We start from the raw sequence: 20,076 nt of genomic DNA on the forward strand, positions 1-20,076 counted from the left end.
AGATGACACGAACCGAAAGTTTGCGTCACGAACGACACCTGAACCGACTATCACATACCCGATTTGCTGAAGCGCGCCGCACGGCACGATTCGGTACCCGAATTTCTTGACGACCATAGAACATTGGAACCACCTGATCCCATCCCGAACTCAGTAGTGAAACGATGTATCGCCGATGGTAGTGTGGGGTTTCCCCATGTGAGAGTAGGTCATCGTCAAGATTGAATTCCAGAAACCCTCTTCGCTTACGCGTCGAGGGTTTTTGTTTGTCTGGTGCCTGCAAAAACCAGCGTGAAAACACGTTTTCGTTTCTATGCATCATGCTTCTGCGTGGCTATGATGCGTGCCTTATTGCCAGGCGATTCCAAATGCTGACCTTGTTAAAGCTTCTTGCCGATGGTGCGTTTCATTCTGGCCAGGTATTGGGTGACGCCCTCGGCATAAGTCGCAGTGCTGTCTGGAAGCAGCTTCAGCAGCTTGAGGCGGACCTGGGCATAGATGTCCACAAGGTGCGTGGTCGTGGCTATAGACTCGCAACGCCCATTTCTCTTCTAAGTCCTGCCGGTATCGAGCAGTCAGGCTTTCCTGCCAACTGGTCTGTACGTACTTACGACTCCATAGACTCAACCAACGCTGAGGCCGCACGTTTGATCACTCAAGGCGTTCCCATGCCTGTGCTGGTAGTGGCTGAGCAGCAGACCTCCGGAAGAGGGCGGCGTGGTCGAAAGTGGGTAAGTCCATTTGCTGAAAACCTGTATTACAGCCTGGTCCTGCGTATTGATGGCGGGATGCGTCAGTTGGAGGGCCTCAGCTTGTTGGTAGGGCTCGCGGTGATGAATGTCCTGCGTGATATGGGCGTCCAAGGCGCAGGCCTTAAATGGCCGAATGATGTGCTCGTTGGCAGGCAGAAGATTGCCGGGATTTTGCTCGAGCTGATTGGCGATCCGGCAGACGTATGCCATGTGATCATCGGAATAGGAGTGAACGCAAACATGCGCTCCTCCAGTGAGGTAGATCAGCTATGGACGTCGGTGAGGCTTGAAACGGGTGGCCTTGTCGACCGCAATCAGATCGCTGCTCGTATAAGCACACAGCTCGAGGCTTTCATGGCGGTTCATCGCAAGGAAGGTTTTGCAGCATTTCAAAAGGAATGGGAGCGCGGGCATTTGTGGCAGGGCGCTGCAGTCAAGTTGCTCTCTGGGGTAGAGGTCGTGGAGGGAGTAGTGTTAGGGGTCGACTCACTTGGAGCGCTGCGGTTGGAAGTTAATGGTGCGGAAAAAAGCTTCAGTGGTGGTGAGCTGAGCCTGAGGTTGCGAGATGATTCTTGAGCTCGATTGTGGCAACAGCTTCATCAAGTGGCGTATTACCGCTAAAAGCGATGCAGCAGTGGTCAGCGTTGGTGTAGTTGACTCTGACGCAGCCTTGTTGGAGCACCTGCGTAATCTCCCGGACGCAACGTTCAGCGACTGTCGTCTGGTAAGTGTCCGCAGCGCCGAAGAAACGGCGCGTCTGGTTTCCGTACTGGCTGACGCGTTTTCCGTTGCTCCCGTCTGCGCAGTGCCAGCCCGTGAGCTTGGAGGGGTGGTAAACGGCTACGACGATTTCGAGCGTCTGGGCCTGGATCGCTGGCTGGCTTTTGTCGGTGCGTACCACCTTGTCAAAGGCGCATGCCTGGTAATTGATCTAGGCACTGCAGTGACATCTGATTTCGTCGATGCCGGCGGCGAGCATCTCGGTGGTTTCATCTGTCCAGGGATGCCCTTGATGCGCAATCAACTGCGTACCCATACCCGTCGCATCAGATATGACGACACAGAGGCGGAAAGGGCTTTGGTTCGTCTCGTTCCTGGGCGTGCAACCTCAGAGGCGGTAGAGCGCGGCTGCTCGCTGATGCTTCGGGGGTTCGCAGTGACTCAGGTCGAGATAGCTCGTGGGTATTGGGGTGACGACTTTGCTATTTTTGTAACTGGCGGGGATGCTGCTCTGGTTGCAGATGTGCTGCCAGGGGCCCGTATCGTTCCTGATCTGGTCTTTGTGGGGCTGGCTCTCGCCTGCCCCTTGCGTTGAGGTCTCTATGCGTTGGTTATTTCTTCTGCTGTTGATGCTCAATGCCTTTTATTACATCTGGCATCAGCAGGAGGCTCCGCTCAGGGCCAAAGAGGTCATGCCCTTGTCGCTTCATCGTGCTTCTCAGCAGGATATTCGTCTGCTCAGCGAATCGGATGCCGGCCGGGTGTCCCACGATGCTGACACCAAGTGCCTGTATGTCGGTGGCTTTGCCAGGCAAGAGGATGCGCGCCTGGTCGAGCAGCGGTTGAACAGCTTGGATATCCAGTCTCAATATCAAACCGTGCAAACGGGTGGGGCGGCTGCCTACTGGCTGAAAATTGCCCCGGAAAGTAGACGCCTTGTCGAAGCGGGCCTGATCAGTCAGCTGAGTCAGGATTTCCCGCAGTTAAAAAATCAAATAATGTCGTGCGAAGGCATTGCAACTGCTGATTAGTTTACATAGAATGGCGCCCGCTTCGCAGTGAGGTGAAAGTCTCACGAACGAAGTGGTAGTAGTCAACGCATGTAACCTCAGGTTTTTACTGAGAAAAAGGTTGACAGAAGGGTAGCATGAGTTGAGAATGCTGCCTCGCTTAGGAGGGGTTCCCGAGCGGCCAAAGGGATCAGACTGTAAATCTGACGTCTACGACTTCGAAGGTTCGAATCCTTCCCCCTCCACCAGATTTAGCGCGAGCTGCAAGTTGTGCGGGTATAGTTTAGTGGTAGAACCTCAGCCTTCCAAGCTGATGATGCGGGTTCGATTCCCGCTACCCGCTCCAGGCTTGTGGTTCATGCATTGTGTTTTGCTCTTGTAGCTCAGTTGGTAGAGCACACCCTTGGTAAGGGTGAGGTCAGCGGTTCAAATCCGCTCAAGAGCTCCATTGATAAAGGCAGATATGAAAATATCTGCCTTTGTTTTAGGCGGTTATGCGCTGTGTGCGCCGTCTAAATCTTGTTCGAGGTATGTGGCCTGTTGGGTGCTCTTCGAATAAGGTGTTGAAAAACTCTCGTCGGGTCCGCATAATGGTCGGCCTGATTTTGCTTTTAGGTCAGTAGCTCAATTGGCAGAGCGACGGTCTCCAAAACCGTAGGTTGGGGGTTCGATTCCCTCCTGACCTGCCAGATTCCCTAGATGTAATCTGGCTTTCTTTTCACAGGATCTCCGTAGATGAATCCCAAGGCTGAAGCATCAGACTCTCGCTTTGATATGCTGAAGTGGCTCCTGGTAGTCGTTTTGGTTGTCGTGGGTGTTGTCGGCAATCAGTATTATTCTGCTGAGCCGATCCTGTATCGCGTTCTCGCTCTCCTTGTGATTGCCGCAGCTGCTGCGTTTGTAGCGCTGCAGACAGGCAAAGGCAAGGCCTTCTTCGTTTTGGCGAAAGAAGCCCGTGCCGAGATCCGTAAAGTCGTATGGCCTACTCGCCAAGAAACCACTCAAACCACGTTGATCGTTGTGGCTGTTGTGCTGGTTATGGCGTTGCTGTTGTGGGGGCTTGATTCCCTGCTCGGCTGGCTTGTTTCCTTGATAGTTGGCTAAGGGTGTCCCGTGGCTAAGCGTTGGTACGTAGTGCATGCTTACTCGGGTTACGAGAAGCATGTCATGCGCTCGTTGGTCGAGCGTGTGAAGCTGGCAGGCATGGAAGATGGCTTCGGCGAAATTCTGGTTCCCACTGAAGAAGTGGTTGAAATGCGTAATGGCCAGAAGCGCAAAAGCGAACGTAAGTTCTTTCCAGGTTATGTGCTTGTTCAGATGGACATGAATGAGGGTACTTGGCACTTGGTCAAGGACACCCCGCGTGTCATGGGCTTCATCGGCGGTACAGCTGACAAGCCTGCTCCCATCACTGATAAAGAGGCAGAAGCGATTCTGCGTCGCGTCGCTGACGGTAGCGATAAGCCGAAGCCGAAAACGCTGTTCGAGCCAGGTGAAGTTGTTCGCGTCACTGACGGCCCGTTCGCCGATTTCAACGGCACGGTCGAAGAAGTTAACTACGAAAAGAGCCGGATTCAAGTGGCGGTGCTCATTTTCGGACGCTCTACTCCGGTGGAGCTGGAGTTCAGTCAGGTCGAAAAGGCATAACTGAGCTGGAATCCCATACCCCGCAGCCCAAGGCTGTGGGGTTTTTTCGTCACTGGGATATACGCGTAAGTAACCGGGGAGCCTTTATTGGCGCTTGAACCCGTAATTGGAGTGCCTCATGGCCAAGAAGATAACCGCATACATCAAGCTGCAAGTGAAAGCTGCTCAGGCCAACCCAAGCCCGCCAGTTGGTCCTGCTCTGGGTCAGCACGGTGTGAACATCATGGAATTCTGCAAAGCGTTCAACGCCCGTACTCAGGGTATTGAGCCAGGCTTGCCGACTCCAGTGATCATCACTGTATACAGCGACCGTAGCTTCACTTTCGAAACAAAAAGTACCCCTGCATCGGTTCTGCTGAAGAAAGCTGCAGGCTTGACCAGCGGCTCGGCTCGCCCGAACACCGTTAAAGTTGGCACCGTGACTCGTGCTCAGCTGGAAGATATCGCTAAAGCAAAAAATGCGGATCTGACTGCAGCTGACATGGAAGCGGCCGTGCGTACCATCGCCGGTTCCGCTCGTAGCATGGGCCTTAACGTGGAGGGTGTGTAATGGCTAAGCTGACCAAGCGTCAAAAGGCAATCGCCAGCAAGATCGAAGCTGGTAAATCCTACAACTTCGTAGACGCTGCAGCCCTGCTGACCGAGCTGTCGACCGTCAAGTTCAGCGAGTCTGTAGACGTTGCTGTAAACCTGGGTGTTGATCCTCGTAAATCCGACCAGGTTGTACGTAGCGCTACTGTACTGCCGCACGGTACCGGTAAGACTGTACGCGTTGCAGTGTTCACCCAGGGTCCTGCTGCTGAAGCTGCTCTGGCTGCCGGCGCTGATCGCGTTGGTATGGATGATCTGGCCGCTGAAATGAAAGCTGGCGATCTGAACTATGACGTCGTTATCGCTTCCCCTGACGCAATGCGCGTTGTGGGTCAGTTGGGTCAGGTTCTCGGTCCTCGCGGTCTGATGCCTAACCCGAAAGTCGGCACCGTTACTCCTGACGTCGCTACCGCCGTCAAGAACGCCAAGGCTGGTCAGGTTCGTTATCGCACCGACAAAAACGGCATCATCCACACTTCTGTTGGCAAGGTCGGTTTCGACGCTGTCAAGCTGAAGGAAAACGTTGAAGCCCTGATCGCTGATCTGAAGCGTATCAAGCCTGCTTCTTCGAAAGGTATTTACGTCAAGCGCATCACCCTGAGCACCACTATGGGCCCAGGCCTGGTCATCGACCAGGGTTCGTTGGAAGCGTAAGACAAAATGGTACGGTGATCGATTGCCGTACCGTTTGAAAGATTGGGGTCCCTGCCTGGCGGGGGCTATCCAAGACCGTAGGCGACGCAAGTCTTAAACCACAAGCCTACGCAGATGGTGCTCCCGGTTCCTTACCGAATCAGACACCAAAACGACATCTGGCTCCGGTCGGATGAAACGGTAACAAGCAGGAGTTAAACCCGTGGCAATTAAACTCGAAGACAAGAAGGCCATCGTCGCTGAAGTCAACGAGGCTGCCAAAGCTGGTCTGTCCGCTGTCGTGGCTGATGCCCGTGGTGTGACGGTTGGCGCTATGACCGGACTCCGTAAAGAGGCTCGTGAAGCTGGCGTTTACGTACGTGTTGTACGTAACACTCTGCTTAAGCGCGCTGTTGCTGACACTGAATTCAGTGTCCTCAACGACGTGTTCACTGGCCCGACCTTGATCGCGTTCTCCAACGAACATCCTGGCGCTGCTGCCCGTCTGTTCAAGGAATTCGCTAAAGGTCAGGACAAGTTCGAGATCAAGGCAGCTGCGTTCGAGGGCAAGTTCCTCGCAGCTAATCAGATCGATGTACTGGCAAGCCTGCCGACCCGTAACGAAGCAATTTCTCAGCTGATGAGCGTGATTCAAGGCGCTACCAGCAAGTTGGCTCGTACTCTGGCGGCTGTTCGCGACCAAAAAGAAGCAGCTGCAGCCTAAGGCTGAGTCAGATCTTTTCGCGTATTTTTGTTTATTTTGATGGTCGCGTAGGCCGTCCCCCAATTCAGGAAATTGAGTCATGTCCATCTCTCAAGACGATATCCTTAACGCCGTAGCTGAAATGTCCGTTCTGCAGGTTGTAGAGCTGATCAAGGCGTTCGAAGAGAAGTTTGGCGTTACCGCTGCTGCCGGCTCTGCTGGTCCAGCTGTTGCTGCTGCTGTTGTTGAAGAACAAACTGAATTCAACGTCATGCTGCTGGAAGCTGGCGAGAAGAAAGTTAACGTGATCAAGGCAGTACGTGAACTGACCGGTCTGGGCCTGAAAGAAGCCAAGGCAGTCGTTGACGGCGCCCCAGCAATGGTTCTGGAAGCTGTTGCCAAAGACGCAGCTGACAAAGCCAAAGCTACTCTGGAAGAAGCAGGCGCTAAAGTCGAGCTGAAATAAGCATCGATTTTGAGTGTCCAGCCCACGCGTTTAGCGAAAGGCTGATGGCTGGTGGCTTTTGCCACCGGCCTTTTTCCGTTATAGACGATTGGCGCTGTCAACGTCTGTAATGTGTGGTATCCACCGATGGCGGTGGCGCAAACCAAGGGGTTTGCAAGATTTTCTGGCTGCTTCCGTCGGGAGGGAGCCAAACAAGCAGGTGACCAAGCTGGGGAACGCTGATGGCTTACTCATATACTGAGAAAAAACGTATCCGCAAGGACTTTAGCAAGTTGCCGGACGTAATGGATGTGCCGTATCTCTTGGCCATCCAGCTGGATTCGTATCGCGAATTCCTGCAGGCGGGAGCGACCAAAGATCAGTTCCGCGACGTCGGTCTGCATGCAGCCTTCAAATCCGTTTTCCCGATCATCAGCTACTCCGGCAATGCTGCGCTGGAGTATGTAGGTTATCGCTTGGGCGAACCGGCATTTGATGTCAAGGAATGCGTGCTGCGCGGTGTGACTTACGCAGTACCTCTGCGAGTTAAGGTCCGTCTGATCATTTTCGACAAAGAATCGTCGAACAAAGCGATCAAGGACATCAAAGAGCAAGAAGTCTACATGGGTGAAATCCCCCTGATGACTGAGAACGGTACCTTTGTAATCAATGGCACCGAGCGCGTTATCGTGTCTCAGCTTCACCGTTCGCCTGGCGTATTCTTCGACCACGACCGTGGCAAGACGCACAGCTCCGGCAAGCTGCTGTACTCCGCTCGTATCATTCCTTACCGCGGTTCGTGGCTGGACTTCGAGTTCGATCCGAAAGACTGCGTATTCGTCCGTATCGACCGTCGTCGCAAGCTGCCTGCGTCCGTACTTCTGCGCGCTCTGGGTTACACCACCGAGCAAGTGCTTGATGCTTTCTACACCACCAACGTATTCCATGTGCGCGGTGAAAACCTGAGCCTGGAGCTGGTGCCTCAGCGCCTGCGTGGTGAAATTGCCGTTCTGGATATCCTGGACGACAAGGGCAAGGTCATTGTCGAGCAGGGTCGTCGTATCACTGCCCGTCACATCAACCAGCTGGAAAAGGCCGGGATCAAAGAGCTGGAAGTGCCTCTGGACTACGTCCTGGGTCGCACGACAGCCAAGGTCATCGTGCATCCGGCAACCGGTGAGATCATTGCCGAGTGCAACACCGAGCTGAACACTGAAATCCTGGCCAAGATCGCCAAGGCTCAGGTTGTTCGCATCGAAACGTTGTACACCAACGACATCGATTGCGGTCCGTTCGTCTCCGACACACTGAAGATCGACTCCACCAGCAACCAACTGGAAGCGCTGGTCGAGATCTATCGCATGATGCGTCCTGGCGAGCCGCCAACCAAGGATGCCGCTGAAACGCTGTTCAACAACCTGTTCTTCAGCCCTGAGCGTTACGACCTGTCTGCTGTAGGTCGGATGAAGTTCAACCGTCGTATCGGTCGTACCGAAATCGAAGGCTCGGGCGTGCTGTGCAAGGAAGACATCGTAGCGGTCCTCAAGACCCTCGTTGATATCCGTAACGGCAAAGGCATTGTCGATGACATCGACCACCTCGGTAACCGTCGCGTTCGTTGCGTTGGCGAGATGGCCGAGAACCAGTTCCGTGTAGGTCTGGTCCGTGTCGAGCGCGCTGTCAAAGAACGTCTGTCCATGGCAGAAAGCGAAGGCCTGATGCCTCAGGACCTGATCAACGCCAAACCTGTTGCGGCGGCGGTCAAGGAGTTCTTCGGTTCCAGCCAGCTTTCCCAGTTCATGGACCAGAACAACCCGCTGTCCGAGATCACTCACAAGCGTCGTGTTTCCGCACTCGGCCCTGGCGGTCTGACGCGTGAGCGCGCCGGCTTTGAAGTTCGAGACGTTCACCCGACTCACTACGGCCGTGTGTGCCCGATCGAGACACCTGAAGGTCCGAACATCGGTCTGATCAACTCCCTGGCGGCCTATGCCCGCACCAATCAGTACGGCTTCCTCGAAAGCCCGTACCGTGTGGTCAAGGAAGGTCTGGTCACCGAAGAAATCGTTTTCCTTTCGGCGATCGAAGAAGCGGACCACGTCATTGCCCAGGCTTCGGCCGCAATGAACGACAAGCAAGAGCTGATCGACGAGCTGGTCGCTGTGCGTCACTTGAACGAATTCACCGTCAAGGCGCCAGCCGATGTCACCCTGATGGACGTTTCGCCCAAGCAGGTTGTCTCGGTAGCCGCATCGCTGATTCCGTTCCTCGAGCACGATGACGCCAACCGTGCGTTGATGGGTTCGAACATGCAGCGTCAGGCTGTTCCTACTCTGCGTGCCGACAAGCCGCTGGTAGGTACTGGCATGGAGCGCAACGTTGCTCGCGACTCCGGCGTTTGCGTCGTGGCTCGTCGTGGTGGTGTGATCGACTCGGTTGACGCCAGCCGTATCGTTGTTCGCGTTGCCGATGATGAAGTTGAAACAGGTGAGGCGGGTGTAGATATCTACAACCTGACCAAATACACCCGTTCGAACCAGAACACCTGCATCAACCAGCGTCCGCTGGTCAGCAAGGGTGACCGTGTTCAGCGCAGCGACATCATGGCTGACGGCCCGTCCACCGATATGGGTGAACTGGCGCTCGGTCAGAACATGCGCATCGCGTTCATGGCCTGGAACGGTTTCAACTTCGAAGACTCCATCTGTCTTTCTGAGCGTGTCGTTCAGGAAGACCGCTTCACCACGATCCACATTCAGGAACTGACCTGTGTGGCGCGTGACACCAAGCTTGGGCCTGAGGAAATCACAGCGGACATCCCTAACGTGGGTGAGGCTGCTCTGAACAAGCTGGACGAAGCGGGTATCGTTTATGTAGGTGCCGAAGTCGGCGCTGGCGACATCCTGGTCGGTAAGGTCACTCCGAAAGGCGAGACCCAGCTGACTCCGGAAGAAAAACTGTTGCGTGCGATCTTCGGTGAGAAGGCCAGCGACGTTAAAGACACTTCCCTGCGCGTACCAACCGGTACCAAAGGTACTGTCATTGACGTTCAGGTCTTCACCCGTGATGGCGTCGAGCGTGATGCGCGTGCCCTGTCCATCGAGAAGTCGCAACTCGACGAGATCCGCAAGGATCTGAACGAAGAGTTCCGTATTGTCGAAGGCGCTACTTTCGAACGTCTGCGCTCTGCGCTGGTCGGTCGTGTAGCCGAAGGCGGCGCTGGCCTCAAGAAGGGCCAGGAAATCACCAACGAAGTGCTCGATGGTCTTGAGCATGGTCAGTGGTTCAAGCTGCGTATGGCTGAAGATGCTCTCAACGAGCAGCTCGAAAAGGCTCAGGCTTACATCGTTGATCGTCGCCGTCTTCTGGATGACAAGTTCGAAGACAAGAAACGCAAACTGCAGCAGGGCGATGACCTGGCTCCAGGCGTTCTGAAAATCGTCAAGGTCTACCTGGCAATCCGTCGCCGCATCCAGCCGGGCGACAAGATGGCCGGTCGTCACGGTAACAAGGGTGTGGTCTCTGTGATCATGCCGGTTGAAGACATGCCGCACGATGCCAATGGCACGCCGGTCGATATCGTCCTCAACCCGCTGGGCGTACCTTCGCGTATGAACGTTGGTCAGATTCTCGAAACCCACCTGGGCCTCGCGGCCAAAGGTCTGGGCGAGAAGATCAACCGCATGCTCGAAGAGCAGCGTAAAGTTGCTGAGCTGCGCAAGTTCCTTAACGAGATCTATAACGAAATCGGCGGTCGTCAGGAGTCTCTGGAAGACCTCACCGACAACGAAATTCTGGACCTCGCGAAGAACCTGCGTAACGGCGTACCGATGGCTACCCCGGTTTTCGACGGTGCCAAGGAAAGCGAAATCAAGGCAATGCTCAAGCTGGCAGATATGCCGGAAAGCGGCCAGATGCAGCTGTTCGACGGTCGTACTGGCAACAAGTTTGAACGTGCTGTAACTGTTGGCTACATGTACATGCTGAAGCTGAACCACTTGGTGGACGACAAGATGCACGCGCGTTCCACTGGTTCGTACAGCCTGGTTACCCAGCAGCCGCTGGGTGGTAAGGCACAGTTCGGTGGTCAGCGTTTCGGGGAGATGGAAGTGTGGGCGCTGGAAGCATACGGCGCGGCGTACACTCTGCAGGAAATGCTCACAGTGAAGTCGGACGATGTGAACGGTCGTACCAAGATGTACAAAAACATCGTGGACGGCGATCACCGTATGGAGCCGGGCATGCCCGAGTCTTTCAACGTGTTGATCAAAGAAATCCGTTCGCTCGGTATCGATATCGATCTGGAAACCGAATAACACGTGACGCGAATCGGGGGCAGGGCGGTATTGCCTGCTCCCTGCTCCGCCAGGAGGAAAAGCCTTGAAAGACCTACTGAATTTGCTGAAAAACCAGGGTCAAGTCGAAGAGTTCGACGCAATCCGTATCGGACTTGCATCGCCTGAGATGATCCGCTCTTGGTCGTTCGGTGAAGTTAAAAAGCCGGAAACCATCAACTACCGTACGTTCAAGCCTGAGCGTGACGGTCTGTTCTGCGCCAAGATCTTTGGCCCGGTAAAAGATTACGAGTGCCTGTGCGGTAAGTACAAGCGCCTGAAGCACCGTGGTGTCATCTGCGAAAAGTGCGGCGTTGAAGTAGCACTGGCCAAGGTTCGTCGCGAGCGCATGGCTCACATCGAGCTGGCCTCGCCGGTTGCTCACATCTGGTTCCTGAAATCGCTGCCGTCCCGTATCGGTTTGCTGATGGACATGACCCTGCGTGATATCGAACGTGTTCTCTACTTCGAGAGCTATGTCGTTATCGATCCAGGCATGACCACCCTTGAAAAAGGTCAGTTGCTGAACGACGAGCAGTACTTCGAAGCCCTCGAAGAGTTCGGTGACGACTTCGATGCCCGCATGGGTGCCGAGGCTGTCCGCGAGCTGCTGCACGCTATTGATCTGGAGCACGAAATTGGCCGTCTGCGCGAAGAAATTCCGCAGACCAATTCCGAGACCAAAATCAAGAAGCTGTCCAAGCGTCTGAAATTGATGGAAGCCTTCCAGGGTTCCGGCAACCTTCCTGAGTGGATGGTGCTGACCGTTCTGCCGGTTCTGCCGCCAGATCTGCGTCCTCTGGTTCCGCTTGACGGTGGCCGTTTCGCGACGTCTGACCTCAACGATCTGTATCGTCGAGTGATCAACCGTAACAACCGTCTGAAGCGCCTGCTGGATCTGTCTGCTCCCGACATCATCGTGCGCAACGAAAAGCGCATGCTGCAGGAAGCGGTCGATGCACTGCTCGACAACGGCCGTCGTGGTCGTGCGATCACAGGTTCGAACAAGCGTCCTCTGAAATCCCTGGCTGACATGATCAAGGGTAAGCAGGGTCGTTTCCGTCAGAACTTGCTCGGTAAGCGTGTTGACTACTCGGGTCGTTCGGTAATTACCGTAGGTCCGACCCTGCGTCTGCACCAGTGCGGTCTGCCGAAGAAGATGGCTCTCGAGCTGTTCAAGCCGTTCATTTTCGGCAAGCTGGAAATGCGTGGACTGGCTACGACCATCAAAGCTGCCAAGAAGATGGTCGAGCGCGAGCTGCCAGAGGTCTGGGACGTTCTCGCTGAAGTGATTCGCGAACACCCGGTGCTTCTGAACCGTGCGCCGACGCTTCACCGTCTGGGCATCCAGGCGTTTGAACCCGTACTGATCGAAGGTAAGGCTATTCAGCTGCACCCGCTGGTCTGTGCTGCGTACAACGCCGACTTCGACGGTGACCAGATGGCCGTTCACGTGCCTCTGACGCTGGAAGCTCAGCTCGAAGCGCGCGCGCTGATGATGTCGACCAACAACATTCTGTCGCCAGCCAACGGTGAGCCGATCATCGTTCCTTCGCAGGACGTTGTACTGGGTCTGTACTACATGACTCGCGAAGCGATCAACGCCAAGGGCGAAGGTCGTGTATTTGCGGATCTGCAGGAAGTCGACCGCGTATTCCGCGCTGGCGAAGCGGCTCTGCACGCCAAGGTCAAGGTTCGTATCCACGAAACGGTCAACGATCGTGATGGTGGCAGCGTCAAGAACACCCGTATCGTCGACACCACTGTCGGCCGTGCGTTGCTGTTCCAGGTCGTTCCGGCCGGCCTGTCATACGACGTCGTCAACCAGCCGATGAAGAAGAAGGCGATCTCTAAGCTGATCAACCAGTGCTATCGCGTGGTTGGCCTGAAAGAGACCGTTATCTTCGCTGACCAGTTGATGTACACCGGTTTTGCCTACTCGACCATTTCGGGTGTTTCCATCGGCGTTAACGACTTCGTTATCCCAGATGAAAAAGCTCGCATCATCGACGCGGCCACCGAAGAAGTTAAAGAGATCGAAAGTCAGTACGCCTCCGGCCTGGTAACCCAGGGCGAGAAGTACAACAAGGTAATCGACCTTTGGTCCAAGGCGAACGACGAAGTCTCGAAAGCGATGATGTCGAACCTGTCCAAAGAACGCGTTATCGACCGTCACGGCGTCGAAGTTGATCAGGAATCCTTCAACTCGATGTACATGATGGCTGACTCCGGGGCGCGTGGTTCTGCTGCCCAGATTCGTCAGCTGGCCGGTATGCGTGGTCTGATGGCCAAGCCTGACGGCTCCATCATTGAAACGCCGATCACTGCGAACTTCCGTGAAGGTTTGAGCGTACTTCAGTACTTCATCTCTACTCACGGTGCTCGTAAGGGTCTTGCGGATACCGCGTTGAAAACCGCTAACTCCGGTTATCTGACACGCCGTCTGGTAGACGTCGCTCAGGATCTAGTGGTTACCGAGGTTGATTGCGGTACCGAGCATGGTCTGCTGATGACTCCGCACATTGAAGGCGGTGACGTTGTAGAGCCTCTGGGTGAGCGCGTACTGGGTCGAGTCATTGCCCGCGACGTGTTCAAGCCGGGCACAGAAGATGTCATCGTGCCTGCTGGCACGCTGGTAGACGAGAAGTGGGTCGAGTTCATCGAGCTGAACAGCATCGACGAAGTAATCGTTCGTTCGCCAATCAGCTGCGAAACCCGCTACGGCATCTGCGCCAAGTGCTACGGTCGCGACCTGGCACGCGGTCACCAGGTCAACATCGGTGAAGCTGTCGGCGTAATCGCTGCACAGTCGATCGGTGAGCCAGGTACCCAGCTGACAATGCGTACGTTCCACATCGGTGGTGCTGCAAGCCGGACCTCGGCAGCCGACAGCGTTCAGGTGAAGAATGGCGGTACCGTCCGTCTGCACAACCTGAAGCACGTCGAGCGTGTCGACGGTCACCTGGTTGCGGTATCCCGCTCCGGTGAGCTGGCAATCGCAGATGACTTCGGTCGCGAGCGTGAGCGTTACAAGCTGCCATACGGTGCAGTGATTTCGGTGAAGGAAGGCGACAAGGTCGACGCTGGCTCTATCGTGGCCAAGTGGGATCCGCACACTCACCCGATCGTCACCGAGATGAAAGGTACTGTTACCTACGTAGGCATGGAAGAAGGCATCACGATCAAGCGTCAGACAGACGAATTGACCGGTATGACCAACATTGAAGTGCTCGACGCCAAAGACCGCCCGGCTGCCGGCAAGGACATCCGTCCTGCTGTGAAGATGGTCGGTCTGGATGGCAAGGATCTGCTGCTGCCAGGTACTGACGTACCGGCCCAGTACTTCCTGCCGGCCAACGCCCTTGTTGGTGTTGCTGACGGTGCGCAGATCGCGATCGGTGATGTTATCGCTCGTATTCCGCAGGAAACTTCGAAGACGCGTGACATCACCGGTGGTCTGCCGCGTGTTGCCGACCTGTTCGAAGCGCGTCGTCCGAAAGAGGCGTCGATCCTTGCAGAAGTCAGCGGTACCATCGCATTCGGTAAAGAGACCAAGGGCAAGCGCCGTCTGGTCATCACCCCGAACGACGGTAGCGATCCGTACGAGGAACTGATTCCGAAGTGGCGTCACCTGAACGTCTTCGAAGGCGAGCAAGTGAACCGCGGCGAAGTTATCTCCGACGGCCCGAGCGATCCACACGACATCCTGCGTCTGCTGGGTGTGAGTGCGCTGGCCAAGTACATCGTCAACGAGATTCAGGATGTATACCGTCTGCAAGGCGTGAAGATCAACGACAAGCACATCGAGACGATTCTGCGTCAGATGCTGCGTAAGGTTGAGATTGCCGAGTCTGGCGATTCCAGTTTCATCAAGGGCGACCAGATGGAATTGACTCACGTACTGGTAGAAAACGAGCGTTTGAGCACGGAAGACAAGTTTGTTTCCAAGTTCACTCGCGTGTTGCTGGGTATCACCAAGGCATCGCTGTCCACCGAGTCGTTCATCTCCGCGGCCTCCTTCCAGGAGACAACACGCGTACTGACCGAAGCGGCTGTGACCGGCAAGCGCGATTACCTGCGCGGCCTGAAGGAAAACGTAGTCGTGGGTCGTCTGATCCCGGCCGGTACCGGTCTGGCTTATCACAGCGAGCGCAAGCGTCGTCGTGAAATGGACAAACCGACCCGTGTCAGCGCGAGCGAAGTAGAAGCAGCTCTGACGGAAGCGTTGAACTCCAGCGGTAATTAAGACCAGAGCCTCGGCATTTTTCACCTGGCAGGCAGCACGTCTTCGTGTTGTTTGCCCGGTGAGGACGTCGGGGCTTTGTCTTGACTGGGGGCGGGATCCTCTTTAGACTCTTGTACCCCTAAATTTGGCGGGGCCTGTGCCCTGTCATTTGCTTTTCTTGTAAGACAATAGCGTCGCAAGACAACAGTGGAGCTAGTAGATGGCAACTATCAACCAGCTGGTACGTCAGCCGCGTAAGCGTATCGTCGAGAAATCCGACGTGCCTGCGCTGCAGAACTGCCCGCAACGTCGCGGTGTGTGCACTCGTGTGTACACCACCACGCCGAAAAAACCTAACTCGGCATTGCGTAAAGTCTGCCGTGTGCGCCTGACCAACGGTTTCGAGGTTTCCTCGTACATCGGTGGTGAAGGTCACAACCTGCAAGAGCACAGCGTGGTACTGATTCGTGGCGGTCGTGTAAAAGACTTGCCAGGTGTTCGTTATCACACCGTTCGTGGTTCTTTGGATACTTCCGGCGTTAAAGGTCGTAACCAGGGTCGCTCGAAATACGGTACCAAGAAGCCTAAGTAGTTTTCGGCTTCTGTTTGAAATTGCAGATTTCTATTTTTCTGAGTCGATAAGAGTAAGGTCGGGCGCATCCCTTGCAGGATGGTGGTCCCGAGCTAACCTGAAGACCGTTTGAGGGCTTATCCATGCCAAGAAGACGCGTAGCAGCCAAGCGCGAAGTGCTTGACGATCCAAAATACGGCAGCCAGATTTTGGCCAAGTTCATGAACCACGTAATGGAAAGCGGCAAGAAAGCCGTTGCCGAGCGTATCGTTTATGGCGCGCTGGAAAAGGTTAAAGAACGTAAGAACAGCGACCCCCTGGAAATCTTCGAGAAAGCTCTCGACGCCATCGCTCCGCTGGTCGAAGTAAAGTCGCGCCGTGTAGGCGGTGCTACTTACCAGGTTCCTGTCGAAGTTCGTCCGTCCCGTCGTAATGCTCTGGCAATGCGTTGGCTGGTAGACTTCGCGCGCAAGCGCGGTGAGAAGTCAATGGCGCTGCGTTTGGCTGGCGAACTGCTGGACGCCGCCGAAGGTAAAGGTGCTGCGGTCAAGAAGCGTGAAGACGTGCACCGTATGGCTGAGGCCAACAAGGCTTTCTCGCACTACCGCTTCTAATTTCAGCGTCACTAATTTTGCGAGGGCTTTATGGCTCGTACTACTCCGATTGGCCGCTACCGTAACATTGGTATCGTCGCTCACGTGGATGCTGGTAAAACCACCACCACCGAGCGCGTCCTTTTTTACACCGGCAAAAGCCACAAAATGGGCGAGGTGCATGACGGCGCCGCGACCACGGACTGGATGGTTCAGGAGCAGGAGCGTGGTATTACCATTACTTCTGCTGCTATTACTGCCTTCTGGCAGGGTTCCGAGAAGCAACACAAAGACCAATACCGTTTCAACGTTATTGACACCCCGGGCCACGTTGACTTCACCATTGAAGTTGAGCGTTCCCTGCGTGTTCTCGACGGCGCGGTCGTTGTGTTCTGTGGTACTTCCGGCGTAGAGCCGCAGTCCGAAACCGTATGGCGTCAAGCCAACAAGTACGGTGTTCCACGTATCGTTTACGTGAACAAGATGGACCGTGCTGGTGCGAACTTTCTGCGCGTAATCGCTCAGATCAAGCAGCGTCTGGGTCACACCCCTGTGCCTATCCAGTTGGCCATTGGTGCCGAAGACAACTTCCAGGGTCAGATCGATCTGATGTCCATGGAAGCTGTTTACTGGAACGATGCCGACAAGGGTATGGTTCCACGTCGTGAGCCTATCCCTGCTGAACTGCAGGAACTGGCTGACGAGTGGCGCAGCAACATGGTCGAGGCTGCGGCCGAAGCCAGCGAAGAGCTGATGAACAAGTACCTTGAGGGTGAAGAGCTCACCAACGAGGAAATCAAGGCTGCTCTGCGTCAGCGTACTATCGCTGGTGAGATCGTTCTTGCTGTTTGCGGTTCTTCCTTCAAGAACAAGGGCGTTCCCCTGGTTCTCGACGCCGTGATCGACTACCTGCCGGCTCCAATCGATATTCCAGCTATCAAGGGTTCCGATCCTGATAACGAAGAAATCCTGATGGAGCGTCATGCAGACGACAACGAGCCGTTCTCGGCTCTGGCGTTCAAGATCGCTACCGACCCATTCGTGGGTACCTTGACTTTCGTCCGCGTTTACTCGGGCGTGTTGGCATCCGGCGACGGCGTGATCAACTCGGTCAAGGGCAAGAAAGAGCGTGTGGGTCGTATGGTGCAGATGCACGCAAACGCCCGCGAAGAGATCAAGGAAGTGCGCGCTGGTGACATCGCGGCCTTGATCGGCATGAAGGACGTCACCACTGGTGAGACCTTGTGCAACGCTGACAAGCCAATCATCCTGGTTCGTATGGACTTCCCGGAGCCGGTTATCTCGGTTGCCGTTGAGCCTAAAACTAAGGATGACCAGGAAAAAATGGGTATCGCACTGGGCAAGCTTGCTCAGGAAGACCCTTCTTTCCGCGTCAAGACTGATGAAGAGACTGGTCAAACGATCATCTCTGGCATGGGCGAGCTGCACCTGGACATCCTGGTTGACCGGATGCGCCGTGAGTTCAACGTCGAAGCCAACATCGGCAAGCCTCAGGTTTCCTATCGTGAGCGCATCACGAAGAACTGTGAAATCGAAGGCAAGTTCGTTCGTCAATCCGGCGGTCGTGGCCAGTTCGGTCATTGCTGGATCCGTTTTGCGCCTGCTGACGAAGGTCAGGAAGGTCTGCAATTCGTAAACGAAGTGGTAGGTGGTGTTGTTCCCAAGGAATACATCCCGGCTATCCAGAAGGGCATCGAAGAGCAGATGAAGAACGGCGTTGTTGCCGGTTATCCGCTGATCGGCCTGAAGGCTACCGTGTTTGATGGTTCCTACCATGACGTCGACTCGAACGAGATGGCGTTTAAGGTGGCTGCTTCCATGGCGACCAAGCAACTGGCCCAGAAGGGCGGTGGTGAGCTGCTTGAGCCGATCATGGCGGTAGAGGTTGTTACGCCTGAAGACTATATGGGTGACGTGATGGGCGACCTTAACCGTCGTCGCGGCATGATCCTGGGTATGGAAGACACGGTGTCCGGCAAAGTAATTCGTGCCGAGGTTCCGTTGGGTGAGATGTTCGGTTATGCGACCGACGTTCGCTCCATGTCCCAAGGTCGCGCAAGCTACTCTATGGAATTCAAAAAATACAATACAGCTCCGTCGCACATCGTCGAAACTGTAACCAAAAAACAAGGCTGATTCAGCGCCTTTAGGCTAGGAGTTATTTGTCGTGGCTAAAGAAAAATTTGATCGTTCCCTTCCGCACGTCAACGTTGGCACCATTGGTCACGTTGACCACGGTAAAACCACACTGACCGCTGCTCTGACTCGCGTCTGCTCCGAAGTTTTCGGTTCTGCTCGTGTCGAATTCGACAAGATCGATAGCGCTCCGGAAGAGAAAGCTCGCGGTATTACCATTAACACTGCTCACGTCGAGTACAACTCGCTGATCCGTCACTACGCTCACGTTGACTGCCCAGGTCACGCTGACTATGTGAAGAACATGATCACCGGTGCTGCCCAGATGGATGGCGCTATCCTGGTTTGTTCGGCCGCTGATGGTCCGATGCCACAAACCCGTGAGCACATCCTGCTGTCCCGTCAGGTTGGCGTTCCGTACATCGTGGTCTTCCTGAACAAGGCTGACCTGGTAGACGACGCTGAGCTGCTGGAACTGGTTGAGATGGAAGTGCGCGATCTGCTGAGCACTTACGACTTCCCGGGTGACGACACTCCAATCATCATCGGCTCTGCCCGTATGGCGTTGGAAGGCAAAGACGACAACGAGATGGGCACCACTGCCGTCAAGAAGTTGGTCGAAACTCTGGACAGCTACATCCCTCAGCCAGAGCGTGCTGTTGACAAGCCGTTCCTGATGCCAATCGAAGACGTATTCTCGATCTCCGGTCGCGGTACTGTTGTGACTGGTCGTGTTGAGCGCGGTATCGTCAAAGTCCAGGATCCACTGGAAATCGTTGGTCTGCGTGACACTACCGTCACTACCTGCACCGGCGTTGAAATGTTCCGCAAGCTGCTCGACGAAGGTCGTGCTGGCGAGAACTGCGGCGTTCTGCTGCGCGGCACCAAGCGTGACGACGTCGAGCGTGGCCAGGTTCTGGTCAAGCCAGGCACCGTTAAGCCGCACACTCAGTTCGAAGCAGAAATCTACGTTCTGAGCAAGGAAGAAGGCGGTCGTCACACTCCGTTCTTCAAAGGCTACCGTCCACAGTTCTACTTCCGTACTACCGACGTAACTGGTAGCTGCGAACTGCCGGAAGGCGTAGAAATGGTTATGCCAGGTGATAACGTCAAAGTTTCCGTTACCCTGATCAAGCCAATCGCAATGGAAGATGGTCTGCGTTTCGCAATCCGTGAAGGCGGTCGTACCGTCGGCGCTGGCGTCGTAGCCAAAATCATCGCTTAAGCGTTGATTCCCAAAAAGAGCCCCCGCACTGCGGGGGCTTTTTTATTGGGTTGACACCTTGTTAGGTCGTCTATAGAATTGCGCCTCCTTTTAACGGGCGTATTGCGCTCGGTGGGAACAGCAATCTGGAGTCTGAATCCAATGCAAAACCAGCAAATCCGTATCAGGTTGAAGGCTTTTGACCATCGCCTGATCGACCAATCAACCCAGGAAATCGTGGAAACCGCGAAACGTACTGGTGCACAGGTGCGTGGTCCGATTCCACTGCCGACTCGTAAAGAGCGGTTCACCGTTCTGGTTTCTCCGCACGTCAACAAAGACGCGCGCGACCAGTATGAGATCCGTACTCACAAGCGTGTTCTGGACATTGTCCAGCCAACGGAAAAAACCGTTGATGCGCTTATGAAGCTCGATCTTGCGGCCGGTGTGGAAGTTCAGATCAGCCTCGGCTAAGACTTGGGTCTTAGTCG

At 55.1% G+C, this 20,076-nt stretch carries 16 protein-coding genes, 4 tRNA genes and 1 rRNA gene; all 21 read left to right on the forward strand.

All coding sequences use genetic code 11. From position 1 onward, the window contains the following. Positions 1–105 precede the first annotated feature (105 nt). Positions 106–221: ribosomal RNA gene (rrf, locus tag BLR20_RS19010) — 5S ribosomal RNA — on the forward strand. 147 nt (positions 222–368) lie between these two features. After that, on the forward strand, positions 369–1,328 hold the full coding sequence (gene birA / locus BLR20_RS19015; protein WP_167375482.1) for a bifunctional biotin--[acetyl-CoA-carboxylase] ligase/biotin operon repressor BirA: 960 nt from the start codon (positions 369–371) through the stop codon (positions 1,326–1,328). Next, positions 1,318–2,067, forward strand: coding sequence for a pantothenate kinase (locus BLR20_RS19020; RefSeq protein WP_010438179.1), 750 nt, complete (start codon positions 1,318–1,320; stop codon positions 2,065–2,067). Before birA ends, BLR20_RS19020 begins: the two co-directional genes overlap by 11 nt. A gap of 7 nt (positions 2,068–2,074) precedes the next feature. Next, a complete protein-coding gene (locus tag BLR20_RS19025; protein WP_010438181.1) occupies positions 2,075–2,503 on the forward strand; it encodes a hypothetical protein in 429 nt (142 codons plus the stop codon). Positions 2,504–2,645: 142 nt separating this feature from the next. Further along, positions 2,646–2,730, forward strand: a tRNA-Tyr gene (locus BLR20_RS19030). Positions 2,731–2,754: 24 nt separating this feature from the next. Then, positions 2,755–2,828 (forward strand) — tRNA-Gly (locus tag BLR20_RS19035). A gap of 26 nt (positions 2,829–2,854) precedes the next feature. Beyond that, positions 2,855–2,930: transfer RNA gene (locus BLR20_RS19040), tRNA-Thr, on the forward strand. 165 nt (positions 2,931–3,095) lie between these two features. Continuing rightward, positions 3,096–3,171: transfer RNA gene (locus BLR20_RS19045), tRNA-Trp, on the forward strand. Between the two features lie 46 nt (positions 3,172–3,217). Further along, positions 3,218–3,586, forward strand: a complete 369-nt coding sequence (gene secE, locus BLR20_RS19050) for a preprotein translocase subunit SecE (protein WP_002555502.1) — start codon at positions 3,218–3,220, stop codon at positions 3,584–3,586. Positions 3,587–3,595: 9 nt separating this feature from the next. Then, the gene (gene nusG / locus BLR20_RS19055; RefSeq protein ID WP_003317113.1) at positions 3,596–4,129 is read left to right on the forward strand and encodes a transcription termination/antitermination protein NusG; all 534 of its coding nucleotides are present in this window, start codon (positions 3,596–3,598) and stop codon (positions 4,127–4,129) included. Positions 4,130–4,247: 118 nt separating this feature from the next. Further along, positions 4,248–4,679 carry a 50S ribosomal protein L11 gene (rplK, locus tag BLR20_RS19060; RefSeq protein WP_002555500.1) on the forward strand — a complete coding sequence of 144 codons (432 nt, stop codon included), beginning with the start codon at positions 4,248–4,250 and terminating at the stop codon, positions 4,677–4,679. Continuing rightward, on the forward strand, positions 4,679–5,374 hold the full coding sequence (rplA, locus tag BLR20_RS19065) for a 50S ribosomal protein L1 (protein WP_010438184.1): 696 nt from the start codon (positions 4,679–4,681) through the stop codon (positions 5,372–5,374). The genes rplK and rplA overlap by 1 nt, the downstream gene beginning before the upstream one ends. 202 nt (positions 5,375–5,576) lie before the next feature. Then, the gene (rplJ, locus tag BLR20_RS19070) at positions 5,577–6,077 is read left to right on the forward strand and encodes a 50S ribosomal protein L10 (protein WP_002555498.1); all 501 of its coding nucleotides are present in this window, start codon (positions 5,577–5,579) and stop codon (positions 6,075–6,077) included. Positions 6,078–6,156: 79 nt separating this feature from the next. Beyond that, positions 6,157–6,522, forward strand: a complete 366-nt coding sequence (rplL, locus tag BLR20_RS19075) for a 50S ribosomal protein L7/L12 (protein WP_002555497.1) — start codon at positions 6,157–6,159, stop codon at positions 6,520–6,522. 221 nt (positions 6,523–6,743) lie between these two features. After that, positions 6,744–10,817, forward strand: coding sequence for a DNA-directed RNA polymerase subunit beta (gene rpoB, locus BLR20_RS19080; RefSeq protein WP_003317110.1), 4,074 nt, complete (start codon positions 6,744–6,746; stop codon positions 10,815–10,817). A 64-nt stretch (positions 10,818–10,881) separates the two neighbouring features. Then, positions 10,882–15,081 (forward strand): DNA-directed RNA polymerase subunit beta', encoded by a 4,200-nt coding sequence (gene rpoC / locus BLR20_RS19085; RefSeq protein WP_003431814.1) that lies wholly within the window; start codon positions 10,882–10,884, stop codon positions 15,079–15,081. 199 nt (positions 15,082–15,280) lie between these two features. After that, entirely contained in the window at positions 15,281–15,652 is a 372-nt protein-coding gene (gene rpsL, locus BLR20_RS19090; RefSeq protein WP_002555494.1) for a 30S ribosomal protein S12, read from the forward strand. Between the two features lie 122 nt (positions 15,653–15,774). Further along, positions 15,775–16,245, forward strand: coding sequence for a 30S ribosomal protein S7 (rpsG, locus tag BLR20_RS19095; RefSeq protein WP_002555493.1), 471 nt, complete (start codon positions 15,775–15,777; stop codon positions 16,243–16,245). A gap of 30 nt (positions 16,246–16,275) precedes the next feature. Next, positions 16,276–18,381 (forward strand): elongation factor G, encoded by a 2,106-nt coding sequence (fusA, locus tag BLR20_RS19100; protein WP_003317109.1) that lies wholly within the window; start codon positions 16,276–16,278, stop codon positions 18,379–18,381. Between the two features lie 31 nt (positions 18,382–18,412). Next, positions 18,413–19,606 carry an elongation factor Tu gene (gene tuf, locus BLR20_RS19105; RefSeq protein WP_010438189.1) on the forward strand — a complete coding sequence of 398 codons (1,194 nt, stop codon included), beginning with the start codon at positions 18,413–18,415 and terminating at the stop codon, positions 19,604–19,606. 141 nt (positions 19,607–19,747) lie between these two features. Beyond that, positions 19,748–20,059 carry a 30S ribosomal protein S10 gene (gene rpsJ / locus BLR20_RS19110; protein ID WP_002555491.1) on the forward strand — a complete coding sequence of 104 codons (312 nt, stop codon included), beginning with the start codon at positions 19,748–19,750 and terminating at the stop codon, positions 20,057–20,059. Positions 20,060–20,076 lie beyond the last annotated feature (17 nt).

Origin of the sequence: Pseudomonas congelans (assembly GCF_900103225.1) — a bacterium.
In the GTDB taxonomy this organism is placed as follows: Bacteria; Pseudomonadota; Gammaproteobacteria; order Pseudomonadales; family Pseudomonadaceae; genus Aquipseudomonas; species Aquipseudomonas congelans.